16 protein-coding genes are annotated in these 23,024 nt (G+C 74.0%); 10 read left to right on the top strand and 6 right to left on the bottom strand.

Features of this window, described 5'->3' with window-relative positions:
* Positions 1–71 precede the first annotated feature (71 nt).
* Positions 72–1,115, top strand: coding sequence for an IS30 family transposase (locus O7602_RS20600; protein ID WP_281584264.1), 1,044 nt, complete (start codon positions 72–74; stop codon positions 1,113–1,115).
* Between the two features lie 96 nt (positions 1,116–1,211).
* On the opposite strand, the gene O7602_RS20595 is transcribed toward O7602_RS20600, so the two are convergent.
* On the bottom strand, positions 1,212–2,405 hold the full coding sequence (locus O7602_RS20595) for a hypothetical protein (protein ID WP_281584263.1): 1,194 nt from the start codon (positions 2,403–2,405) through the stop codon (positions 1,212–1,214).
* A gap of 159 nt (positions 2,406–2,564) precedes the next feature.
* Here O7602_RS20595 and O7602_RS20590 point away from each other — a divergent pair, with 159 nt between their 5' ends.
* Together O7602_RS20590 and O7602_RS20585 are read left to right on the top strand one after the other, a co-directional pair.
* Positions 2,565–4,601 carry a hypothetical protein gene (locus O7602_RS20590; RefSeq protein ID WP_281584262.1) on the top strand — a complete coding sequence of 679 codons (2,037 nt, stop codon included), beginning with the start codon at positions 2,565–2,567 and terminating at the stop codon, positions 4,599–4,601.
* Positions 4,559–6,346, top strand: a complete 1,788-nt coding sequence (locus tag O7602_RS20585) for a hypothetical protein (protein ID WP_348651291.1) — start codon at positions 4,559–4,561, stop codon at positions 6,344–6,346. The genes O7602_RS20590 and O7602_RS20585 overlap by 43 nt, the downstream gene beginning before the upstream one ends.
* 94 nt (positions 6,347–6,440) lie before the next feature.
* On the opposite strand, the gene O7602_RS20580 is transcribed toward O7602_RS20585, so the two are convergent.
* Positions 6,441–8,249 (bottom strand): hypothetical protein, encoded by a 1,809-nt coding sequence (locus O7602_RS20580; RefSeq protein ID WP_281590431.1) that lies wholly within the window; start codon positions 8,247–8,249, stop codon positions 6,441–6,443.
* A gap of 140 nt (positions 8,250–8,389) precedes the next feature.
* Here O7602_RS20580 and O7602_RS20575 point away from each other — a divergent pair, with 140 nt between their 5' ends.
* From O7602_RS20575 to O7602_RS20565, 3 genes are all read left to right on the top strand, one after another.
* Positions 8,390–9,646, top strand: a complete 1,257-nt coding sequence (locus O7602_RS20575; RefSeq protein WP_281584260.1) for a PQQ-binding-like beta-propeller repeat protein — start codon at positions 8,390–8,392, stop codon at positions 9,644–9,646.
* A gap of 71 nt (positions 9,647–9,717) precedes the next feature.
* Positions 9,718–10,902, top strand: coding sequence for a PQQ-binding-like beta-propeller repeat protein (locus O7602_RS20570; RefSeq protein ID WP_281584259.1), 1,185 nt, complete (start codon positions 9,718–9,720; stop codon positions 10,900–10,902).
* A complete protein-coding gene (locus O7602_RS20565) occupies positions 10,899–12,188 on the top strand; it encodes a PQQ-binding-like beta-propeller repeat protein (protein ID WP_281584258.1) in 1,290 nt (429 codons plus the stop codon). The genes O7602_RS20570 and O7602_RS20565 overlap by 4 nt, the downstream gene beginning before the upstream one ends.
* Here the strand turns inward: O7602_RS20565 and O7602_RS20560 are convergent, their stop codons facing one another.
* Positions 12,189–13,361 (bottom strand): C39 family peptidase, encoded by a 1,173-nt coding sequence (locus O7602_RS20560; protein WP_281584257.1) that lies wholly within the window; start codon positions 13,359–13,361, stop codon positions 12,189–12,191. It lies immediately after the preceding gene.
* A gap of 160 nt (positions 13,362–13,521) precedes the next feature.
* Here O7602_RS20560 and O7602_RS20555 point away from each other — a divergent pair, with 160 nt between their 5' ends.
* The 4 genes from O7602_RS20555 to O7602_RS20540 all read left to right on the top strand — a co-directional run bounded on the left by O7602_RS20555 (position 13,522) and on the right by O7602_RS20540 (position 18,709).
* The gene (locus tag O7602_RS20555) at positions 13,522–14,187 is read left to right on the top strand and encodes a response regulator transcription factor (protein ID WP_281584256.1); all 666 of its coding nucleotides are present in this window, start codon (positions 13,522–13,524) and stop codon (positions 14,185–14,187) included.
* Positions 14,184–15,341 (top strand): HAMP domain-containing sensor histidine kinase, encoded by a 1,158-nt coding sequence (locus O7602_RS20550; RefSeq protein WP_281584255.1) that lies wholly within the window; start codon positions 14,184–14,186, stop codon positions 15,339–15,341. The genes O7602_RS20555 and O7602_RS20550 overlap by 4 nt, the downstream gene beginning before the upstream one ends.
* 205 nt (positions 15,342–15,546) lie before the next feature.
* Complete coding sequence (locus O7602_RS20545) at positions 15,547–18,084, top strand: malectin domain-containing carbohydrate-binding protein (RefSeq protein ID WP_281584254.1); 2,538 nt, start codon at positions 15,547–15,549, stop codon at positions 18,082–18,084.
* 238 nt (positions 18,085–18,322) lie between these two features.
* On the top strand, positions 18,323–18,709 hold the full coding sequence (locus tag O7602_RS20540; protein WP_281584253.1) for a VOC family protein: 387 nt from the start codon (positions 18,323–18,325) through the stop codon (positions 18,707–18,709).
* Between the two features lie 56 nt (positions 18,710–18,765).
* Here the strand turns inward: O7602_RS20540 and O7602_RS20535 are convergent, their stop codons facing one another.
* From O7602_RS20535 to O7602_RS20525, 3 genes are all read right to left on the bottom strand, one after another.
* Positions 18,766–19,494, bottom strand: coding sequence for a hypothetical protein (locus O7602_RS20535; RefSeq protein ID WP_281584252.1), 729 nt, complete (start codon positions 19,492–19,494; stop codon positions 18,766–18,768).
* Between the two features lie 181 nt (positions 19,495–19,675).
* Positions 19,676–21,733 (bottom strand): 3-hydroxyacyl-CoA dehydrogenase NAD-binding domain-containing protein, encoded by a 2,058-nt coding sequence (locus O7602_RS20530; RefSeq protein ID WP_281584251.1) that lies wholly within the window; start codon positions 21,731–21,733, stop codon positions 19,676–19,678.
* The gene (locus tag O7602_RS20525) at positions 21,730–22,923 is read right to left on the bottom strand and encodes a thiolase family protein (protein ID WP_281584250.1); all 1,194 of its coding nucleotides are present in this window, start codon (positions 22,921–22,923) and stop codon (positions 21,730–21,732) included. The genes O7602_RS20530 and O7602_RS20525 overlap by 4 nt, the downstream gene beginning before the upstream one ends.
* Positions 22,924–23,024: the final 101 nt, after the last annotated feature.

The raw sequence follows: 23,024 nt of genomic DNA, 5'->3' as shown, positions 1-23,024 counted from the left end.
AGCTTAGTGCCCCTCCAGGCGGGGTCAATAGTTGGTTGCATCGTTTCCGGTGATCTTGGTGGGGTGGTGTGATGGCTGCGCGGTTGTCGTTGGGTGAGCGTGAGGAGATCGCGGTCGGGTTGGCTCGGGGTGAGTCGATGGCCGGGATCGGTCGACGGTTGGGTCGTCAGCCGTCGACGGTGTCGCGGGAGGTACGGCGTAACTCGTTGCACGCCCACGCGGTCGTCTACGGTCGGCCGGAGATGGCGTATCGGGCGGTGCGCGCGGAGCGGGTGTCGGCGGCTCGGCGGCCACGACGTCGTGCGGGGTGTCTGGCGCGGCCTGGGCCGTTACGGGAGGTCGTGCTGGCCCGGTTGGCCGAGCGGCACTCGCCGCGGCAGATCGCGGTGCGGCTGCGCGCCGACTTCCCGAACCGACCGGAGATGCACGTGTCCCACGAGACCATCTACCAGGCCATCTACCTGCAAGCCCGGGGAAACCTGCGGGCCGAGTTGACGCGGCAGGTCGCGCTACGGTCCGGACGCGCCACCCGGCAGCGCCGGCCCGCCGCCGGCGCCGCGATCCGATCGCAGCGGCCCTGGCTGGGGTTGAACATCAGCGCGCGTCCCGCCGAGGCCATCGACCGGGCGGTACCCGGGCACTGGGAAGGCGACCTGGTCATCGGCCGTAACGGCACCTCCGCGGTGGCGACCCTGGTCGAACGCGCCACCCGGTTCCTGATCCTGGTCGCCCTGCCCGACAGCCGCGTCAGCGCCCACGTCGTCAGCCAACTCACCACCGCCATGAGCCGACTACCGACCATCCTGCGCCGCTCACTGACCTGGGACCAAGGCGCCGAAATGGCCCAACACGCCACGTTCACCCTGGCCACCAACTGCCCCGTGTTCTTCTGCGACCCGCACAGCCCCTGGCAACGCGGCACCAACGAAAACACCAACGGCCTGCTACGCCAGTACTACCCCAAAGGCCACTTCGACTTCCGCACCATCAACCAACACGACCTCGACACCACCGCCATCCAGATGAACAACCGCCCCCGCCAAACCCTCAACTGGCGCACCCCCGCAGAGAAACTCCAAAAATTCCTCACCAGCACCGATGCAACCACCCCTTGACTCCAAGCCAGGGGCCATTTCCCTCCAAGATCTCGGCTGTTGGCGTCGATGTCACCCGTCAAGGTCTGACTGGGGCGGGACCGGCGGAGGGCGGGGTCAGGTTGGGGGAGTCAGGGAGCGGTACCAGGTCTTCTCGGTGCCGGCCAGGCTGAACGTCTGCTTGGCGTCGGTCTGCTCGACCACCACCAGGCCCGGACGGTCGACCAGGCGGGTGGTGCCGGGCGGGGCGGCGAAGGAGGCGTCCCGGGTCCGCCAGGTCAGCACCGCGAGCGGTTGCCCCGGCACCGGCAGGTGGTATGCCTGGAGCGTGGTGGACCGGTCGGCGGGGGAGACCACCGGGGTGCCGCCGCCGGCCGGGCGGTAGAGCACGGCGGTCATGGTGCCGGTGGCCGTTTCCCAGGTGAGCTGCTCCAACTCGCCCGGCTCGCCGCCGCCGAGCGCCACCTCGCCGAGCGATCGGGTGGCGATCTTCGCCATCGGCCAGGACTCGGGCGCGGAGCGGGGCGCCTCGCGGTCGCCGATGCGGCGCGGCAGGCTGCCGAAGGGGCCCCGCTCCCCGGCCAGGACGCAGGTGTCCAGGCCGGTCAGGGCGCGCCGGCCGGCGCCGGTCTCGTCGCGTACCAGCGGATAGCGGGGGGCCCCGGTGGCCGTACCCAGGTCGAGGACGCGGTCGGCGGCCCGGCCGCGCGGCAGCGACGGCGTGGGCCGCAGCGTCGCGGTCAGCTCGACGGCCTGGCAGGCCGGCACGGCGACCGGCTCGGTGACGCCGTCGGTGCTGGCCACCGTGCCGCCGTCGGGGCCGAGCAGGCGTTCCACCCGGGCGGAGGTGAGATAGCGCCGGCCGGTGGGCTCCCGCACCGGCAACACGTCGGAGTAGACCAGGTAGCCGGGGTCGGTGTACTCGGTGGCGTGCGCCACCCGCCACCGCTGCCCGTCCCGGTCGAGTTGCAGCAGCCAGGAGGCGGCCTCGCCGGGCACGTCGGCGGCCACGAGCGCCAGCGGGGCGTCGCCGACCTGGCCGGAGAAGAGGATCCCGGACGAGGGCAGGTGGACACGGTCGTCCACCGGGGAGCGCCAGTCGCGTACCGCGTCGGTGATCGCGGCGGTCACGGCGGCGTCACGGGCCAGGCTGCCGCGCGGCGGCCAGACCGGGAGCGCGCCGTCCAGGCTGTCGTAGCCGACCCGCAGGCCCGCCGACTGCCGTTCCGCGACCGGTCCGCAACCGACAGTGACCAGCAGTAGGGCGGCCAGCGCGGTGCCCGTCACCGCGCCTCGGCGGGCTGAAGCCACACTGATCCCCTCGCCGGTCGTCGGTCGGAAGCCCACATGGTACGAGACGGTCGGTCTTTCGGCCGCGCCCGGCTCACCGGTTGGGCCGAGCGGCCGTCGCGGAACGTGACGCGCGATTCGGGTATCAATATCCGGCTCCGGTAGACTCCGCCGACTGTGATGCCTGCCGAGACCCGCGCCTCGACGCCGGCCGCCGACGCCCCGACGGGCTCTCGCTCCGTCACCGAAGGCTCACCACAGGTCACCCGGCCCGAACCCTCGCCGACCCCCGCCGCCGACGCATCCGCTCCGGCCACCGAGGACATGGTCCAGGCCACCGGGGCAAGCGCCCCGGCCGCCGTGCCGGCGGCCGAGGGCACCGCCCCGGCCCCGGCCGCCGAGGACACCGTCCGGGCCGTCAAGGACGCCGCAGCGGGGACCGAGGACGCCGCGCCGGCCGGGCGCCGCTGGCGGTGGCGGTGGACGCGTCGCCGCATCGACCTCGTCGTGTACGCCGGATTCCTGCTCGCCGCGATCTGGGTGACGAGCGGCATCTGGGCCGACCCGGCCGGCCGGGTGGCCGCGCTCTACAGCAGCGACCCGGCGCAGGTGCAGTTCTTCCTGGCCCACTCGGTGCGGGTGGTGCTGCACGGCGAGTTCCCGTTCTACACCGAGCAGTTCAACTATCCCGACGGGGTCAACCTGATGGCGAACACCGCCATCCTGGCGCTCGGCATTCCGATGGTGCCGGTGACCCTCCTGTTCGGACCGGCGGTCTCCTTCGTCGCGCTCGTCACGCTCGGCCTGGCCGGCACCGCCGCGGCCTGGTACCGGGTGCTCTCCCGGCACCTCGTCCGGCACCGCCCGGCCGCCGCGGTCGGCGCGTGGTTCTGCGGCTTCTCCCCGGCGATGCTGTCGCACGCCAACTGGCACCCGAACATCATCAGCCAGTTCCTGCTGCCGTTCATCGTCTGGCGGGTGCTGGTGCTGACCCGGTCGACCCGCCCGGTACGCGACGGCGCGCTGCTCGCCCTGCTGGTCACCGTGCAGGCGTTCATCAACGAGGAGATCCTGCTCTTCACCGCGATGGCGCTCGGGGTGTTCCTGCTCGCCGTGCTGGTGCAGCAGCGCGAGCGGTGGGCGGTCGCCCGCCGACCGCTCGGCGTCGGGCTGGCGGTCTGCGCGGTGCTGACCGGCGCGCTGCTGGCGTACCCGCTCTGGGTGCAGTTCGCCGGGCCGATGGCGTACCACGGGCTCAGCGACGCGGTCCGCGACTACGGCAACGACATCGCCGCGTTCTTCGCCCCCGGGTCGCCCACGTTCGGCGGCAACGAGCGGGCAAACGTCAACCTCGCGCCGAACTACTCCGAGGAGAACGCCTTCTTCGGCTGGAGCCTGTCACTGCTGGCCGTGGGCATCGTCATCTGGCTGCGCCGGGACGTGATGGTCCGGGCGCTCGCCGCCACCGGGCTGTTCTTCGCCGTGCTCTCCCTCGGTGAGCGGATCTCCTGGTGGGACCGGGACCTGATCACCGGGCCGTGGGACCTGCTGGTGCGGCTGCCGCTGCTCGACGCCGTGGTGCCGACCCGGTTCGGCCTGATCACCAGCGTGACGGTCGCGGTGCTGCTGGCGTACGCGGTGCGTCGGGCCTGGGTGTTGCACGGCGTGGAGCGGCGCACGGCGCGGACGTTGACCGCCGCGGGCCTGGTCTTCGCGCTGCTGCCGATCGCGCCGATGCCACTGCGGGTGACCACCCGGCCGCCGGTGCCGGAGTTCATCACCGCCGACCGGTGGCGGCAGTACGTCGGCCCGGACCAGACGTTGGTGTCCGTGCCGGTGCCGGCGATGGGCAACACCGACCCGATGCGGTGGGCGGCAAGCACCGGCCTCGACTTCAAGATCCCCGGCGGCTACTTCCTCGCCCCGCGCAACGGCGTCACCGGCGACCCGGGGCGCTTCGGCGGCCGGCGCAGCGGCATCGGCGAGCTGCTGGCCGACGTGGCGTCCACCGGGCGTACGCCGAAGTTGGACGACCGGCAGCGTCGCCGCTTCCTGGACGAGCTGCGGCACTGGAACGCGGCAGTGGTGGTGCTGCCGCTGGACGAACAGAACGCCGAGCCGCTGCGCCGGACCGTGGAGCAACTGGTCGGACCCGGCCGGCAGGAGCTGGACGTGTGGGTGTGGGACGTACGGACACTTACCGACCGGTCCGCCTGACCGCGGCGGACCGCCCCGGGGCCACGCCCCCGCGTCGGTGGCGGCCCCGGCCGGTGGACGCGCTCGTGGTGGCCGGCTACCTCGCGCTGGCCGTGCTGCTCACCGCCGACCAGTGGCGCCGGCCGGAGCGGCTGTTCCACCAGGCCGGCGACCAGATGCTGTTCGAGTGGATGCTGGCCCGGGCCGCACGCACGGTCACCGACGGCGGGAACCCGCTGCACAGCGCCGCGCTCAACGCCCCGGACGGGGTGAACCTGATGGCCAACACGTCGGTGCTCGGGCTGGGCGTGCCGCTCACCCCGGTCACCGTGGCGTTCGGCTCCCAGGCGGCGTTCCTGGTCGCCGTGGCGCTCAGCCTCGCCGGCACCGCCACCGCCTGGTACGCGCTGCTGGCCCGCCGACTGGTCCGCTCCCGGGCCGCCGCCGCGGTCGGCGGACTCTGCTGCGGCTTCGCCCCCGGCATGGTGGCGCAGGCCGGGGCGCACCTGCACATGGCCGCCCAGTTCCTGGTGCCGGTGATCCTCGCGCTGCTGTTCCGCCCGGCCACCGACCGGGTCCGTCGCGACGGCGTGCTGCTCGGACTCGTGGTCGCGTACCAGGTGTTCCTCGGCGAGGAGGTGCTCGTCTTCACGGCCCTCGCCGCCGGGGTGCTGGCCGGGGCGTACGCGCTCGCCGACCGGCCCGCCGCGCGCCGGCTGGCCCCCGCGGTGGCGCGCCGGGCCGGACTCGGCGCGCTCGTCGCCGGCGTGCTGCTGGCGTACCCGCTGTGGTTCCAGTTCGTCGGGCCCGGCCACTACACCGGGATGCCGTTCCACACCGTCGGCTACCGGTTGGACCTGGCCTCGTTCACCGCCGCCGCCCGGCAGACCGTCGCCGGGGACGGTCACCGCGCCGGGCTGCTCTCGCCGAACCCCACCGAGCAGAACTCGTTCTTCGGGCCGATCCTGCCGCTGCTGGCGCTGGTCGTGGTGGTGCGGCTGTGGCGGCGACCCCTGGTGCGCGCGCTCGCCGCGTGCGGGCTGCTGTTCGCGTCGCTGTCGCTCGGCGCCACGGTGGTGGTGAACCGGCGCGACACCGGGCTGCCCGGCCCGTACCGGCTGCTCGCCGACGTGCCGCTGCTCGACCTGGTGGTGCCGGCGCGGTTCGCGCTCGTCTGCGTACCGGTGCTCGGGGTGCTGCTGGCGCTGGCCGTGGACCGGGTCTCCGGCGGCGACGTCCGCCGCTGGGCACCGTGGGCCGGCGCGGTCACCGCCGCGCTGCTGCCGCTGACCCCGACCCCGATCCGCACCGTGCCGGTCCCGCCGGTGCCGGCGGTGGTGAGCGGCGGCGGCTGGCGGGCGTACGTCCCGCCGGGCCGGACGCTGGTGCCGGTGCCGCCGGTCACCGGCGCGGCGAAGAGCCCGGCCATGTTCTGGTCGGCGCGCACCGGGCTGGCCTTCGACGCGCCCGGCGGCTACTTCATCGGCCCGCGCTCGGCCACCGACCCGACGGCCCGGTGGGGCGCGCCGGACCGGCCCACCTCGCTGCTGCTGCGCCGGGCCGCGGAGACCGGTCAGGTGCCGCCGATCGGCGACGTGGAACGCCGGCAGGCCATGGCGGACCTGCGGCACTGGCGGGCGGCGGCGCTGGTGCAGGCCGACTCGACACCTGGCGACCCGGTGCGCGCCACGCTCGACGCGCTGCTCGGCCCCGGCCGGGACGTCGCCGGCGGGTACCTGTGGGACGTCCGCCCCCTGCTGGGCTGACCGACCGGCTTGGGTGTTAGGCGGGGCCCCGCTTAACACTTGCTGTTAAGCGGGGCCCCTGCCTCTACCGGAAACGTTAAGCGGGGCCCCCGCCTTACACCCGGTCGCGGACGTCCCACAGGTAGACGTCGTCTACCCGCTGTGGGGGGCCGAGCAGGGCGGTCATCAGGTCGCGCAGCACCGCCTCGCGCGGGTTCGGGCCGAGCACCACCACTGACGCCCGCCAGAAGCGCAGGTCCTCGACGGCCTGCCGGCGGTTCTCCGGGGTGATCTCCGGGACCTTGTTCGCGTCCATGGTGGAGTAGATAAGCGTGCTGGTCGGGCGGTTCGGCGCGCCGAAGACCCCTTCGCCCAGGTCGTTGGGGCCGATGAAGTAGCCGGCCGGGATCGGGAACTCCTGCCCGGTCAGCGCGCTCCAGCGCAGCGTCGGCAACCCGTGCACGTTGCTCGGGATCGGCACCGGCACCAGCGTCCGGCCCGCCGGCACGTACGGCCGCCAGCCACCGGCGGTGATGAAGTGCGGCGGCGGGTCGATGTGCTGCGCCGGCAGCGGGCGCGGGAACAGCGGCAGCAGGGCGGCCACGACCGCGGCGTACCCGACCAGGCGCACCGCCCGCCGCCGGCCGGCCGTGGTCCGGCCCGCGTCGGTGTCGTCGTCGCCGCTGCGGGGGGCGGGCACCGGCCGCCGGCCGGTGCGGGACAGCGTGTCCCAGGCCAGGGCCAGCAGCACGCCGACCGCGGCGACCACCACCAGGCTCAACCGGGTCGGCATCATCATCTCGACGAGCGGCAGGTCGTCCGGCACGTACGCCCACGGCCCGGCCACGTCGGTCTCCGCGCCGTCGAAGCGCACCACCGGCCCGATCGAGGCGATCGTGAACAGGACCACGAGCACGGCCAGGATCCGGGCCGGCACCGACCGGCGGACCAGCAGCGCCAGCGCGACCAGCCCGACCAGCACCAGCGGCCAGCCGAACCAGGTGTTCTGCTCGGTCAGCCCGATCGTCTTCTCCACCGCCTCGTTCCCGGCGATGCTGTCCCGGGGGAACGTGACGAAGGCCATCAGGTCCTCGCCCCAGTTGTGGAAGACCCCGCCCTGCAACCCCCGGTAGGACTGCGGGCCGTTGAACTGGAACCAGATCGGGTACGCGACGAGCAGCAGCGCCACCCCGCCGCCGACCCCGATCGCGGCCAGGAAGGCGCCGGCCCGCTCCCGCGCCGCGCGTGGCCGTTGCACCGCGTACGCCGCCACGACGACCAGGCACGCGAGCGCGGTGAGCAGCAGCATCTCCTCGTTGATGAAGATCTGGTACGCCACCAGCAGCCCGAGCGCCACCCCGTTGCGCCGCCAGCGGCCCGGCTCGCCGAGGCGCAGCACCCGGGACACGATCAGCGGCAGCAGGAAGTTCGACACGAAGTTCGGCTGCCCGTTGGCGTGGTGCACGATGCCGGGGGCGAAACCGAGGAACGCGCCCCCGACGAACGCCGCCCCCCGGGACCGGACCAGATGCCGGGAGAGCGTCCAGTAGGACGTGGCGGCGGTCGCCGACAACGCCGCGCCGAGGTAGAGCGCGTACATCACCTGCGGGCCGAGCAGCATGGTCAGCGGCGCCAGCGGCAGCGTCACCCCGAGCAGTGAGGTGTTCGCCATCATGTTCACCCCGTCCGGCGCGTTCTGCCGGGCGGTGAACAGGGGATTCTCCAGGTGGCGCACCGAGTACGCGCCGTGTGCGAACAGCCACTCGAACCAACTGTGGTCGGTCGGCAGGTGCGACGACACCCGGTGCTGCACGTCGCCCCAGTAGTTGAGGCAGACGAGAACGCCGAGCAACGCATAGGCTCCGATGGCCAGCACGTCGGCGCGGGCCGGCCGGCGACGGGGCCGGCGCGGCGGATCCGCCACGACGGCGTCCGTCTCGACGGACGAGGGGTTCAACGAGGGGTCCACCACGGGCACGGCCACGACGGGCCATCGTACAGGCGGCCCGGCATCGGTCCGGTCACGGCCGGGCGGCGGTCCGGCGGCGCGGGGAAGGGGTGGTCGTGACCGTCATCGATCTGGGTGAGCTGCGCGACGAGGCCCCGACGCCCGGTCCGGCGGCGCGTCCGCCGCGCGCCGTGGGTCGGCCGTTCCGGACCGCGTTGGCGCTGCTGGTGGCGCTCGTGACGCTCGCCGCCGGAGCGCCGCCGGCCCGGTCCGCGGTGGGCGCGATCCCCGGCGGGCCCGGGTCCACCGCCTTCCTCTCCGAGGACCGGGTGTACGTGGTGCGACCGCCGCACGGGTGGCCGGACACCGAGCGGGAACTCGTCGCGTACCGGGTGGGCCGGGAGCTGTGGCGCAGCCCGCTGCCCGGCATCGGCGACGTCATGTCGGTGTGGCAGGCGGGTGGCCGGGTGCTGGCCGCCGTGCGCACCGGCGACGACCAGGAATGGGAGACGGTGGCCCTGGACGCCGGCACCGGAGCGTCGCGCTGGCGGCAACCGGGGATCGCCGTCCCGGCCGGCGACGGGCTGCTGCTGTTCCCGGCCGGCGGGTCGGCGCCACGGGCGGTCCGCCGGCTGGCGGTGACCGACGGACACACCACGTGGACCGCGCCGACGAGCGCGGACGTGCAGGTCAGTTACGGCCCGTCCGGGGTGGAGCGACTTCTGCTCCGGTCGACGGCCGGCGAGACCGTGGTGCTGGACGCGGTGACCGGCGCCCGGCTGGCCGCACGCAACCTGCGCCCGGGACAACCGCCGGCCCAGCGACGGATGGCCGCCGTCGCCGGGCTGCTGGTGGAGATCCGGGAGGCGGGTGACGCCGTCGACGCGTACGAGCTGGACACGCTCCGGCCGCTCTGGACCGCGGAACTGCCGTTGGTCGGCGCCCTGGAACGGTGTGGCGCCCTGCTCTGCGCCGGCCGGTCGACCGGTGGGCTGTGGGCGCTCGACCCGGCCACCGGCGCGGTGCGGTGGACCGTCGAGCGGTGGACGGGCGTGCTCCGGGCCGAGTCCGGTCACCTGCTGGTCGGTGCCGAGGACGCCGGCGGCGCCCGGCTGGCGGTGCTGGCCGAGGCGGACGGGCGGCTGGTCGCCGACCTCGGCGGGTGGGGGGTGCTCGGTCAGAGCGAGGCCGACGACGGGCTTCTGCTCACCCGGCCGCTGGGCGGCGGCCGGCTGCTGCTCGCCGAGCCGGACCTGTCGGGCGGCCCGCCCGCGGCGCGGGACGTGCTGACCGGCACCGACTGCACCGCCGGGCGGACGCTGCTGGTCTGCCGGGAGCGGGGCGGCGACTTCACGCTGCGGAGGCTGCCCTGACCCAGATCATCGATCTCGGCGAGCTGCGCGACGACGCCCCGACGCCGACGGCGGGGCGTCCGCCGCGCGCCGTGGGCCGGCCGTTCCGCACCGCGTTGGTGTTGCTGGTGGCGCTTGTGACGCTCAGTGCCGGAGCGCCGCTCGCGCGTCCCGTCGTGCGCACGCTCCCCGGGGGCGCCGGTGTGGTCGCATTCGTCTCCGGTGACCGGGTGTACGTGGTCCGGCCGCTCGACTGGCGGCCCGGGGCGGTGCGGGAGATCGTGGCGTACCGGGGCGGCCGGGAGCGGTGGCGGAGCCGGCTGCCCGGCCCGGGTGAGGTCGTCTCGGTGTGGGAGATGGGCGGGCGGGTGCTGGCCGCCGGAGCGACAGGCGACGACGAAACCTGGGAGACCACGGCCTACGACGCCGACACCGGCCGGATCAGTTGGCGGCAGGCGGCGCTCGCCTACCCGGCGGGCGACGCGCTCATGCTCGAACCGACGCGCGGGTCGGGTCCACGGGAGGTGCGCCGGGTGGCGGTGGCCGACGGCCGCACGGTGTGGACCGCGACCGGAACGGATGACCTGCGGCTCGCCTTCCGTTCGTCCGGGGCGCTGGACCGGCTCCTGCTGGCGCCGGAGACCGGCGAGACGGTGGTGCTCGACGCGACGACGGGCGCTCGGCTGGCCGCCCGCGACCTGCACCCGGGGGAACCACCCGCGCCACGGCAGATGATGGCCGCCGGCGAACTGCTGCTGGAGAGCCGAGCGGGCGACGACGCGGTCGACGCGTACGAGATGGACACGCTGCTCCACCGGTGGACCGCGCGGCTGCCGCCGCTGAGCCACGTGGAGCCGTGCGGCGCGTTGCTCTGCGCCGGCCAGAGCGGCGAGGGGATGACGGCGCTCGACCCGGCCACCGGCGCGGTGCGCTGGACCACCGGCCGGTGGGCCGGCGTGGTGGCGGCCGACGCGGGCCGCCTGCTCGCCGTCGGCGGCGACACCGGCGGCGACCGCCTGGCGGTGCTCGACGAGACCGACGGAAGGCTCGTCGCCGACCTCAAGGGCTGGGCGATCGTCCCGCAGGACGAGGCCGCCGAGCGACTGTTCCTGACCCGGCCGCTTGGCGGCGGCCGGCTGCTCCTCGCCGAGCTGGACCTGTCGGGCGACCTGCTGCCGGTCCGGGGCGTGCTGTTCGGCACGGACTGCGCCGCCAGCCGGGCGCTTCTGGTCTGCCGGGACTCCGACGGCGACTTCGCGACGCGGCGGCTGCCGTGACCCCGGTGATCGAGTTGGGCGAGATGCGGCACGGGGAGGACGACGACGAGTCTCCCGCGCCGCCCCGACGGCCACCCGGTCGGGCCGCCCGCGCGGTGGCGCTCGGCTGCCTGGTGCTGCTCATGTCGGCCGGCGCGTCCGCGCCACCGCGTCGGCCGGTCCCGGTCCGGGTGCCCGCGCCGCAGGGCGCCGCCTTCGTGGCGCTGGCCGGCCGGTTGATGGTGGCCGACGGGCCGGGCACGGTCGGCCGCGACGGCCGGGCGGTCACCGGGCACCGGCTGTCCGACGGAGCGCAGTTGTGGCGGTTCACGCTGCCGGCCGGCGACCACGTGCTCGGGTTGGGTGCCATGGGGGACGGGCTTCTGGTGACGAGCAGCCCGGCCGGGGCCGGGGACACGCGCTCCACGTTGCTCGACCCGGCGACCGGCGCGGCGCGCTGGCAGCAGTCCGGCTACCCGGTCCGCACCGCGTCCGGCGGGCTGCTGTTCGAGAATCCCGGGGCCACCGGCGGTGGCAGCCTGCTGGCCGCCGACCCGGTGACCGGGGCGGCGCGCTGGTCACTGCCGATGCCCACCCAGGGGGTGGCCTACCGGACGGACGACCGGGGCGTGACGCAGTTCGTGCTCGTCACCCCGGACGGCCGGGTGACCGTGCACGACGCGGACTCGGGCGCGCCGGTGCTCACCGGCCGGGTGCCGCCCGCGCCGGACCGCGTCTCCTACCGGTACGCCCAGGTGGTGGCCGGCCTGCTGCTTGTCGAGGGCGGGCCGGGCACGGTCACCGCGTACGGGCTGGACCGGCTGGACGCCAGGTGGACCGTGCCGGTGCAGCCGCGTGCCGGGCTCTGGTTCACCGACTGCGCCGGCATGGTCTGCCTGCGCGACCAGATCGGCGGCGCGCGGGCCCTCGATCCGGCCACCGGCCGGCCCGGCTGGGCGGACGAGCGCTGGTTCGGGTTGTTCCCGTTCGGTGGCCGGCTGATCGCGGCCACGCCCGGCGTCGGGCTGGAACTTCACCGGTGGGTGCTCGACCCGAGGACCGGCCGGGTGCTCGCCCGGCTGGGGCGCTGGCGTCTCACCGGCACCGACCGCGAGCCCGGTGGCCTGCTCGGGGTACGTCACCTCACCGGCGACCGGACGCTTGTCGGCGCGCTCGACGTGCCGGCGGGGGAGGTCCGGATCCGGGCGGTGCTGCCCGGCTCCTGGGACGAGTGCGTCGACCCGGGCGCGGTGCTCGTCTGCCTCGACCCGGCGGGCGGGTTGGCGATCTGGCCGGCCGACCGGTGATCACCAGTTGGCCTGGGCGGGCGCCGGGGGCAGCGGCACCGACTCCGGCCGCAGCACGTACGCGATCCCACCGCTGCCGGACTGCCAGGCCGCCTCGAACGGCGCGCGCGCCACGGTCCGGCGGACCCGCTCGTCGTCGGCGGCGTACGGGTCGTTGAGCACCGGGTCCCCGTCGCCGGTGAAGCCGGCCAGCACGATGAGATGCCCGGCGGTGTCGTAGTCCAGCCCGGGCACCTGCCCCCGGGTGAACGCCGCCGAGACGACGAGCGGGATGCCGGCGGCCACGAAGCGCTCCGCCTCGGCCAGCGAGCGTAGCCGGGTGACGAACGCGTCCACCCCGTGCGTCGCCGCGTACGCGGTGTTGAACGGCCAGTTTCCGGCGCCGGCGTACGCATGGTCGTAGCAGTGCCGGGCGGCGTGCACCACGGCCGGCCGGGGACCGGGCGGGTCGACCCAGGCGTACCGGTGCGGGGCGGGGCCGGCGCCCCAGAAGTCGAGCACCATCGACACGCAGGTGGGGCTGCACCAGGAGTCGCCGCCGCCACCCCACCGGGTCTCGCCGCCGGCGTGCAGTCGCTGCGCGTAGCGCGGCACGTCGAGGACCCGTCCGCGCGCCAAGCCGTACCCGGCCGGCGCGCTCACCGCCGACCCGGCCGCACCGGGGTCGGCGGAGGCGACCACGCCGATCGTGCGCAGTGTCGGGCCGGCCGGCGCGTCGGGCCGGCGAAGCAGCGTCACCCGGACCTGCCAGCCGGTCACCGTCGCACCCGTCACCCGCAGCGTGTCCGCGGCGACCCGGGCCCGTTCGTCGGACTGCCCGGGCACCGACGAGCGACGCACCGTGCCGTCGTCGGCCGCCCAGCGGCCCAGGTCGTACCAGCCGGTGGTGGCGGCACCGGCATCGCAGCCCCGCAGCTCCACCCGGAGCCAGGAGCCGGACGGTGTGTCGGCGGTCCAGGAGGGCACCAGCTCGGTGGCGGCGAAGCCGACCGGTGTGACCGGGGAGGTCCAGCTCCCGGCGTACGGGCCGGCGTGTGTCGGCCGGCCGGCCGTCCCGTCCGGCGCCAGCCCGTCCGGCCCGGCGCCGAGCCCGTCGGCCCGCCCCAGGCCGCGGTCCGCCGGGAACCGGAAGCGGCGGTACGCGACGTCGCGGCCGGGGTCGACGAGTGTCATTGGGGCTCCCCTGCGCTCGGGCCCGGCCGGTGGCCGGAGGCGGTTGTCGCTCGCTGCCGGCGAGCATCGCGTACCCGAAGGTTTTCTGCAACGGCGGCGGGTGCCGGCCGGTTTGGCCCCCGGCACTAGGTTGTGGGAGGTCACCAAGTGGGAGGCCGGGATGCGGGTACTTGTGGTCGAGGACGAGCGCAACCTCGCCGACGCGATCGCGCGCGGGCTGCGCAAGCGCGGCATGGCGGTGGACGTCGCCTACGACGGGAACGCCGGGCACGAGGCGGCGTTCGTCACCCGCTACGACGTGGTGGTCCTGGACCGGGACCTGCCAGGCGTGCACGGCGACCAGATCTGCGCCGACCTGGCCGCCTCCGGCGCGCTGACCCGGGTGCTGATGCTGACCGCGAGCGGCACGGTCGCCGACCGGGTCGAAGGGTTGCAGCTCGGCGCCGACGACTACCTGGCCAAGCCGTTCGCCTTCGACGAGCTGGTGGCCCGGGTGCAGGCGCTGGGGCGGCGGGCCACCCCGGCCGCGCCGCCGGTGCTGGCGGTGGCCGACCTGGAACTCGACCCGGCCCGCCGGGTGGTGACCCGGGGCGGCGCGCCGCTCGACCTCACCAACAAGGAGTTCGGCGTGCTCGCCGAGCTGCTCCGGGCGCGCGGCGCGGTGGTGTCGAGCGAGGAGCTGCTGGAGCGGGTGTGGGACGCGAACACCGACCCGTTCACCACGATCGTCCGGGTCACCGTGATGACCCTGCGCAAGAAGCTCGGCGACCCACCCCTGATCGACACGGTGGTCGGCGCGGGCTACCGGATCGAGTTCGGTCAGTGACGGCGCGGAAGGTACGCCCGACGCTGCGGCTGCGGCTGACCCTGCTCAACGGCGTGCTCCTGGTCGGCGCCGGGGCGATCCTGGTGCTGCTGGCGTGGCTGCTGGTCCGGGACGCGCTGCGTCCCACCGACGAGCTGCTGCCCGGCACCACGGTGGTGCTCACCGACGGCCGGACCCTCGACGCCGGGCAGTGGCAGCGGCAACTCGTCGACGCCGCCTCGCGGGAGCTGCTGCTCAAGGGGCTGCTGGCGCTGCTGGCGATAAGCGTCGTCGGGGTGGCCGGGGCGTACCTGGTGGCCGGCCGCGCGCTGCGCCCGCTGCACCAGGTCACCGCCACCGCCCGCCGGCTCGGCGAGGCGACGCTGGACGAGCGGATCGGCTGGTCCGGTGCGGACGACGAGGTGGCCGAGCTGGCCGAGACGTTCGACGCGATGCTGGACCGGATCACCGCCGCGTTCGAGGCGCAGAAGCGGTTCGTCGCGAACGCCTCGCACGAGCTGCGGACCCCGCTCGCGGTGATGCGTACCGAAATCGATGTGACGCTCAGCGACGACGACGCGGACCTCGGCGAGTACCGGCGGATGGCCGGCGTGGTGCGGGAGGCGTCGGAGCGGGCCAACGGCCTGGTCGACGCGCTGCTGGTGCTGGCCCGCAGCGAGGCGCAGACCGGCCGGCGGCTGGCCCGCCGCGCCGAGAGCGACCTCGCCGTGGGCACCGCAAACGCGCTCTCCGCGGTGTCCCGGGAGGTGGAGCGGATCGGCCTGAAGGTGCACACGTCGTTGCGCCCGGCGCCGGTGGTCGGCGACCCGGGGCTGCTCGACCGGCTGGCCGGCAACCTGGTGGAGAACGCGGTCCGCTACAACCACCTGCACGGCCGGATGTGGGTGCGCACCGGCACCGACGGCCAGCGGTCCTGGCTGGTGGTGGGGAACACCGGTTTCGAGGTCACGCCGGCCGAGGTGCCCGGGCTGTTCGAGCCGTTCCGGCGCGGCGGGCAGGAACGCACCGGTGCGCGTGGCTCCGGCCTCGGCCTGTCCATCGTGCGGGCGGTCTGCGACGCGCACGGCGGCACGGTGAAGGCGGTCGCCCAGCCCGGTGGCGGCCTGGAGGTGACGGTCACCCTTCCGTCAGCCGACCCGCCGGCGGCCACCTGACCGCCGATCCGGGCCCGCCCGGGCGTACACCCGCTGCCACCTGATCGTGTGGCCCGACCCGGCTGTCCCGGCTGGTCGCGGCGGGTGGACGGGCGCGGCGGCACGGTGGTCGGTCAGAAAGCTTGCCGCACGCTGGACGGCGGTGTGGTCGTGGCTCAGGGTGAGCGGTGCGACACGCCTCACCGACGATCCTATGGAGCTGCCCGTGACCCACCCCTCGGCCCCGCGCCGCCGCGCCCTCGCGGCCCTCGCCGCCGTCGCGCTCACCGTGGCCGGCCTGGCCCCGGCCGCGCCCGCCGGCGCCGCGCCCGACCACACCACAGTGGTCCGGGACACCCCCGCCGCCACCTCGCCCGACATCACGGACGGCACCGTCGACGCGATCCACGACGCCGGCACGAAGATCATCGTGGCCGGTTCGTTCAGCACGGTGCAGAACCGCGACTCCGACACCGACATCACCCGCAACTACCTGCTCGCCTTCGACAAGGCCACCGGCACCGTCGACACCGCGTTCGCGCCGTCGGTCGACAACGAGGTGTACGCGGTCGTCGCCGGCCCGACCCCCGGCACGGTCTTCGTCGCCGGCAAGTTCAACACCGTCAACGGGGTGACCCGGCGCAAGGTGGCGCTGCTCGACGTCGCCACCGGTGCGCTCGTCACCGGCTTCACGCCACCGCCGTTCAACGGGCTGATCAACGACATCGCCCTGGTCGGCGACCGGCTGCTGGTGGGCGGCATCTTCACCGCCGCCGGCAACCCCAACCCGCGCGGCGGGCTGGCCTCGCTGAACGCCACCACCGGCGCGGTGGACGACTATCTCACCACGGCGCTCACCGAACACCACAACTACGACGGGGTCAGCGGATCCAACGCCGGCGTCGGTGTGGAGAAGATGGCCGCCTCCCCGGACGGCACGCGGCTCGTCGTGATCGGCAACTTCAAGAAGGCCGACGGGGTGCTGCACGACCAGATCGTCCAGCTCGACCTGGGCGCCACCGCCGCCACCGTGGCCGACTGGAACACCAGCCGGTACACGCCGCGCTGCAAGTGGCAGGCGTTCGACTCCTACATGCGGGACATCGCGTACGCCCCGGACAGCAGCTACTTCGTGGTGGTCACCACCGGTTCGCCGTACGGCGGCACGCTGTGCGACGCGGCGGCCCGCTGGGAGGCCGGCACCACCGGCGCGGACCGGCAACCGACCTGGATCGACTACACCGGCGGCGACACGTTCCTGTCGGTCGCCGTGAGCGAGCAGGCGGTCTACGTCGGCGGCCACTTCCGCTGGCTCAACAACAGCACCGGCGGCGACAACGCCCGGGCCGGCGCGGTCGGCCGGGCCAGCATCGCCGCGCTCGACCCGCAGACCGGCCTGCCGCTGTCCTGGAACCCGGGCCGGCACCCGCGCGGCATCGGCGCCTCCGAGATGCTCGTCACCCCGTCCGGGCTCTGGGTCGGCGGGGACACCCCGTTCATCGGCAACTTCCAGTACCGGCGGGAGCGGATCGCGTTCTTCCCGCTGGCCGGCGGCACCGCCCCGCACCCGACCACGTCGGCCACCCTGCCCGGCACGGTCTACCAGGCCGGCGTGCCCAAGCCGACGAACGTGCTCTACCGGATCAACGCCGGTGGCCCGGCCGTGGCCGCCACCGACGGGCCGGACTGGGCGGCCGACGACGGCGGCAACCCCAGCCCGTACCACAACAGCGGCAGCTCCGCGTCGAGCTTCAACGCGGTCGGCGCCGTGGACGCCACCGTGCCGACCGGCACGCCGGCCGCCCTCTACAGCACCGAACGGTACGACGGGGCCGGCGCGCCGGAGATGACCTGGCAGTTCCCGGTGCCCACCGGGACCGAGGTGCAGGTGCGGCTCTACCTGGCCAACCGGTACGACGGCACCGCCACCGCCGGTAAGCGCGTCTTCGACGTGGCGCTGGAAGGGACCACCGTCCTCGACGACCTGGACCTGGCGGTCGACCCCGGGCACAACGTGGGCACCATGCGGGAGTTCACCGTGGTCAGCGACGGCGCCATCGACCTGGAGTTCCGCCACGTGACGGAGAACCCGCTGGTCAACGGCATCGAGATCGTCAAGACCGGCCCGCCGCCCCCCGGCACCGGCGACGAGGTGCAGGCCCGGTCGTACGACGGGGCGACCACGGTCGGCGCGGCGAGCCCGGTGGCGAACCCCGACGACACCCCCTGGTCGACGGCGAAGGGAGCGTTCTGGGTCGGCGGCACGCTGTTCTACGGGATGGACGGCGCGCTGTGGCGGCGGACGTTCGACGGGACCACGTTCGGCACCCCCGCCCTGGTCGACCCCTACCACGACGCCTACTGGGACACGGTGGAGACCGACTCCGGCCCGACCGGACAGACGTACGTCGGGGTGAACAGCAGCTTCTACACCGAGATCCCCAACGTGACCGGGATGTTCCACCTCGGCGGGCGGCTCTACTACACGCTCACCGGGCAGAACGGCCTGTTCTGGCGCTGGTTCACCCCGGACAGCGGCACGGTCGGCGCGGACCGGTTCACGGTGTCCGGGTCGGGTGGTCTCGCCGACGCCGGCGCGGTCTTCGTCGCCGGCGACACCCTCTACAAGGTCAACCGGAACACCGGTGACCTGTCGGCCACCGCGTGGGCCGACGGCGCCCCGACCGCCACGTTCACCGTGCGCAGCGGCCCGGCCGTCGACGGCGTCGACTGGCGCGCGAAGGCGGTCTTCCTCGCCCCGTGAGGATGTAAGGAGGGGGCCCTTCTTAACGTTTTCGGTAGAGGAGGGGCCCCTTCTTAACGCCCGCGCTGGCCCGCACACGCCCACGCCTTGTCACCGGGCCGTGTCGGGTGACACGATCGGGTCGTCAGCCGAGAGGTGGAAGGGGGTGGGGTGATGTCCGTTCTGCATCGTCCCGCGCCCCGCGTTCCTCGCTGACCGTCGCACTCCGGCGGGGCGCACCCGAACCGGAGGAAGCACCGTGCGTGCACAGATCCACTGCGTGACAGTCGAATCCGACGACCCGTACGCCCTGGCCACCTGGTGGGCCCGGGTGCTCGACCGCAAACTGGCCGACGACGACTTCCCGGGCGACCCGGAGGCCGTCCTCGTCTCGCCCGACGGGCACGGCCCCGACCTGCTCTTCGTCGAGGTGGGCGAGCGGCACGGCAAGGGCGCGTTCCACCTCGACCTGCAGCCGGCCGAGGGCACCCGGGACTCCGAGGTCGCGCGACTGCGTGACCTCGGCGCCACGGTGGTCGCCGACCGGCGCCGGCCGGACGGCACCGGCTGGGTGGTGCTCGCCGACCCGGAGGGCAACGAGTTCTGCGTCTGCCGCGGCGAGGCGGAACGCGCCGCGTCGGCCTGACCCGGAAACGGCGCCGGACCCCCGCCGACGGCGGGGGTCCGGCGCTCCGGGCGGTGTCAGTCCTTCTTCTCGATCTCACCGCGCAGGTCGACGAACTCGGACTGGAGTTCGGTCGCGGATTTGAAATAGGCCACCACCATGCCGAGGCTGCCCTTGTCGGCCCAGACGCAGACGCCCACCGGGATGTCCTGCGCCTTGCCGTCGCCGCACTCGGCGTCGCCGCCGAGCGGCCCGGCGTCGACCGCCTTGAACTCCTTCGCGCCCAGCTCCGGGGTGATCGCGGTGATGGCGTCCGCCATCTCCTTCTTCGGGTCGGCGATGACGCCGGAGACGCCGACGATCATGACCAGGTCCTTCTTCTCCGGGTCGCCGTAGAAGGCGCCCGCCGTGCTCGTCGCGTTCGGCACGTCCTTGCTCAGGTCGTTCTTCATCTGCGAGGCGAGGGACTGGAGCTGGGGCTCGCTGACCTTCGACCGGCCGCCGAGCGTCGTGGGCTCGACGACGCGGGTCCTGGTGGCGGCGACGACGTCCTTGACCTCGTCGCCGGCGACGAGCCAGAGGACGAGGCCGCCGCCGAGGCAGAGCACCAGGACGGCCGCCAGGACGATCAGCAGGATCTTGCCGGCCCCGAACTTCTTCTTCGGCGGGGCGCCGAGCTGGTCACCGCCGTACGGCGGCTGCGGCGGCGGGTATCCACCGGGCGGCTGCGGCGGCGGGTATCCACCGGGCTGCTGCGGCGGCGGGGGAGTGGTGCCGGGGTAGGGATTGAACGGCGGTTGGGACATGAGGGCGGCTCCGGTGAGAATGCTGGACGCGTGATGGTAGCTACCGCCGCCGACGGCCCGCCGTCCGCCCCAAGGGCCGGTGTGACCAGGCCGGGACGCGTGGCCGGGACCGGAACGCCGATCGCGGTGGCCGCACGTCCGTTCCGGACGGCCCGGCCACCGCGATCGGTCGCGGATCGGGTCAGCGCAGGCTGGCCACCCCGCGCGGCAGGAACCGCCGGCCGGTCACCCGCTCGGACGTGCCGGTCCGATCGAGGTACGGCGTGACGCCGCCCAGATGGAACGGCCAGCCGGCGCCGAGGATCATGCACAGGTCGAGGTCCTGCGCCTCGGCGACGACACCCTCGTCGAGCATGAGCCGGATCTCCTCGGCCAGCGCGTCGAGCGCGTTCTGCCGGACCTGCTCGCCGGTGAGCGGCTGGTCGCCGACCACGAGCAGCTTCGCTACCTCGTCGTTGATCTGGTCGTCGACCACGATCGGCTGGCCGGAGTCGGCGATCCGCCTGAGGTTCTCGCTGACGGCGAAGCGGTCCGGGAACGCCTCGTGCAGGGTGCCACCCACGTGGTACGCCACGGCCGGTCCGACGAGTTGGAGCAGCGCGAGTGGACGCATCGGCAGGCCCAGCGGATCGAGCGCGCTGTTCGCCACGTCCAGCGGCGTGCCGGCGTCGACGGCGGCGAAGACGGCGCCGAGGAAGCGGGTCAGCAGCCGGTTGACCACGAAGGCCGGGGCGTCCTTCACCAGTACCGACGACTTCTTGAGCTGCTTGCCGACCGCGAACGCGGTGGCGAGCGTGGCGTCGTCGGTCCGCTCGCCGCGGACGATCTCCAGCAGCGGCAGCACCGCGACCGGGTTGAAGAAGTGGAAGCCGACGACCCGCTCCGGGTGCTCCAGGTCGGCTGCCATCTCGGTGATCGACAGCGAGCTGGTGTTGGTGGCGAGCACCGCCTCCGGCTTGACGATCTTCTCCAGTTCGGCCCAGACCTGCTTCTTGACCGACAGGTCCTCGAAGACGGCCTCGATGACGAAGTCGGCGTCCGCGAACACGGACTTGTCGACCGAGCCGCTGACCAGGCCGTACAGCTTGGCGGCGGTGCCCTTGTCCATCCGGCCCTTGCTCACGGCCTTCTCGACCTGGGTGTGTACGTAGGCCACGCCCTTGTCCACGCGCGCCTGGTCGAGGTCGGTCATCACGACCGGCACCTGGAGGCGGCGGGCGAACAGCAGCGCGAGCTGGCTGGCCATCAGGCCGGCGCCGACGATGCCGACCTTGGTCACCGGCCGGGCAAGGCCCTTGTCCGGCGCGCCGGCCGGGCGCTTGGCCCGCCGCTGCACCAGGTCGAAGGCGTACAAACCGCTGCGCAGCTCCTCGGAGAAGACCAGGTCGGCAAGCGCCTCGTCCTCGGCCGCGGTGCCGGCGGCGAAATCCGCGTCCTTCGCGGTCTCCAGCAGGTCCAACGCCTTGTACGCGGCCGGGACCGCGCCGTGCAGCCGCTGGTCGAGGGTCTGCCGGGCGAAGTAGAGCACACCCGCCCACATGTCTCTGTCGACCTCGGGCCGGCTCACCGTGACCTCGCCCCGGACCACGCCGGCGGCCCATTCCAGGGACCGCTCCAGGAAGTCGGCGGGCTCCAGCAGCACGTCCGCGATGCCCATCTCGGCGGCCTGCTTCGGCTTGAGCATCTTGTTCTGCATCAGCGGGTTCTGCAGGATCACCTGGGTGGCGGCCGGGATGCCGATCAGGTTCGGCAGGAGCTGGGTGCCGCCCCAGCCGGGCACCAGGCCGAGCGAGACCTCGGGCAGCGCCAGGGCCGCCGCGCCGGCGGACAGCGTCCGATAGTGGCAGTGCAGGGCCAGCTCCAGGCCGCCGCCCATGGCCGCACCGTTGACGAACGCGAAGGTCGGCACGTCGCTGTCCTTGAGCCGGGCGAAGACCCGGTGGCCGAGCCGGCCGATCTCCAGCGCCTGCTCGCGGTTCGCCAGCGCCGGCAGGCCGACGATGTCCGCGCCCACGCAGAAGATGTACGGCTTGCCGGTGACCGCGACGAACGCCGGGTTCGCCGCCAGCGCGGCGGTGATCGCCTCGTCCAGGCTGGTCAGGCCGTCCGGACCGAAGGTGTTCGGTTTGGTGTGGTCGAAGCCGTTGTCCAGGGTGATGAGGGCGGCGGGCCGGTCCAGCCCCGGCACGGTCACCTGACGCAGCAGCGCCCTGGTGACGACCTCGTTCGGTGCCTTCACTTGTCGCCCTCCCAGTGCGGGTTCTCCCAGATCACGGTGCCGCCCATGCCGATGCCGATACACATGGCGGTGAGGCCGTAGCGGACCTCCGGGTGCTCGGCGAACTGCCGGGCGAGCTGGGTCATCAGCCGGACGCCGGAGGACGCGAGCGGGTGACCGATGGCGATCGCGCCGCCCCAGGCGTTGACCCTGGGGTCGTCGTCGGCGATGCCGAAGTGGTCGAGGAACGCGAGCACCTGCACCGCGAACGCCTCGTTCAGCTCGAACAGGCCGATGTCGTCGATGCTCAGGCCGGCGATGCGCAGCGCCTTCTCGGTCGACGGGATCGGGCCGACGCCCATCACCTCGGGCTCGACGCCGACGAAGCCGTACGACACCAGCCGCATGCCGACCGGCAGGCCCAGCTCGCGAGCGGTCTCCTCGGCGACGAGCAGCGCGGCGGTGGCGCCGTCGTTCAGGCCGGCGGCGTTGCCCGCGGTGACCTTGCCGTGCGGGCGGAACGGGGTCTTCAGCGAGGCCAGCTTCTCCATCGAGGTGTCCCGGGGCGCCTCGTCCACGGTGGCCAGGCCCCAGCCGCCCTCGTCGTCGCGCACCGCGACCGGCACCAGGTCGCCCTGGAGCTTGCCATCGGCGTACGCCTTGGCGGTCTTCTGCTGTGAGGCGAGCGCGAACGCGTCGGTGCGCTCCTTGGTGACGTGCGGGACCCGGTCGTGCAGGTTCTCCGCGGTGGCGCCCATCACCAGGGCGGACGGGTCGACGAGCTTCTCCGCGACGATCCGTGGGTTGGGGTCGACGCCCTCGCCCATCGGGTGGCGGCCCATGTGCTCGACGCCGCCGGCGATCGCCACGTCGTACGCGCCCACGGCGATGCCGGAGGCGACAGTGGTGACGGCGGTCATGGCGCCGGCGCACATCCGGTCGATGGCGAAGCCGGGCACCGTCTTGGGCAGGCCGGCCAGCAGGGCGGCGGTGCGGCCGATGGTCAGGCCCTGGTCACCGATCTGGGTGGTGGCGGCGATCGCCACCTCCTCCACCTTCTCCGGCGGCAGCTGCGGGTTGCGGCGCATCAGCTCACGGATGCAGCGGATCACCAGGTCGTCGGCGCGGGTGTTGCCGTACATCCCACCCGCCTTGCCGAACGGGGTACGGACGCCGTCGACGAAGACGACATCTCGAACTTCACGGGGCACTTGGAGCCTCCCTCGGCACTTGCCATTTCCCCGGATGCTACTCGCCAGTAACCAGTGGCGTCACCACCCCCCGTGTGGCCCACCCCACACCCACGCCCGGG

It is taken from the genome of Micromonospora sp. WMMD1128 (genome assembly GCF_027497235.1).
Taxonomy (GTDB): Bacteria; Actinomycetota; Actinomycetes; order Mycobacteriales; family Micromonosporaceae; genus Micromonospora.
The sequence above is the reverse complement of the archived record's forward strand: the minus strand, read 5'-3'. Positions and strand labels throughout refer to the sequence as shown.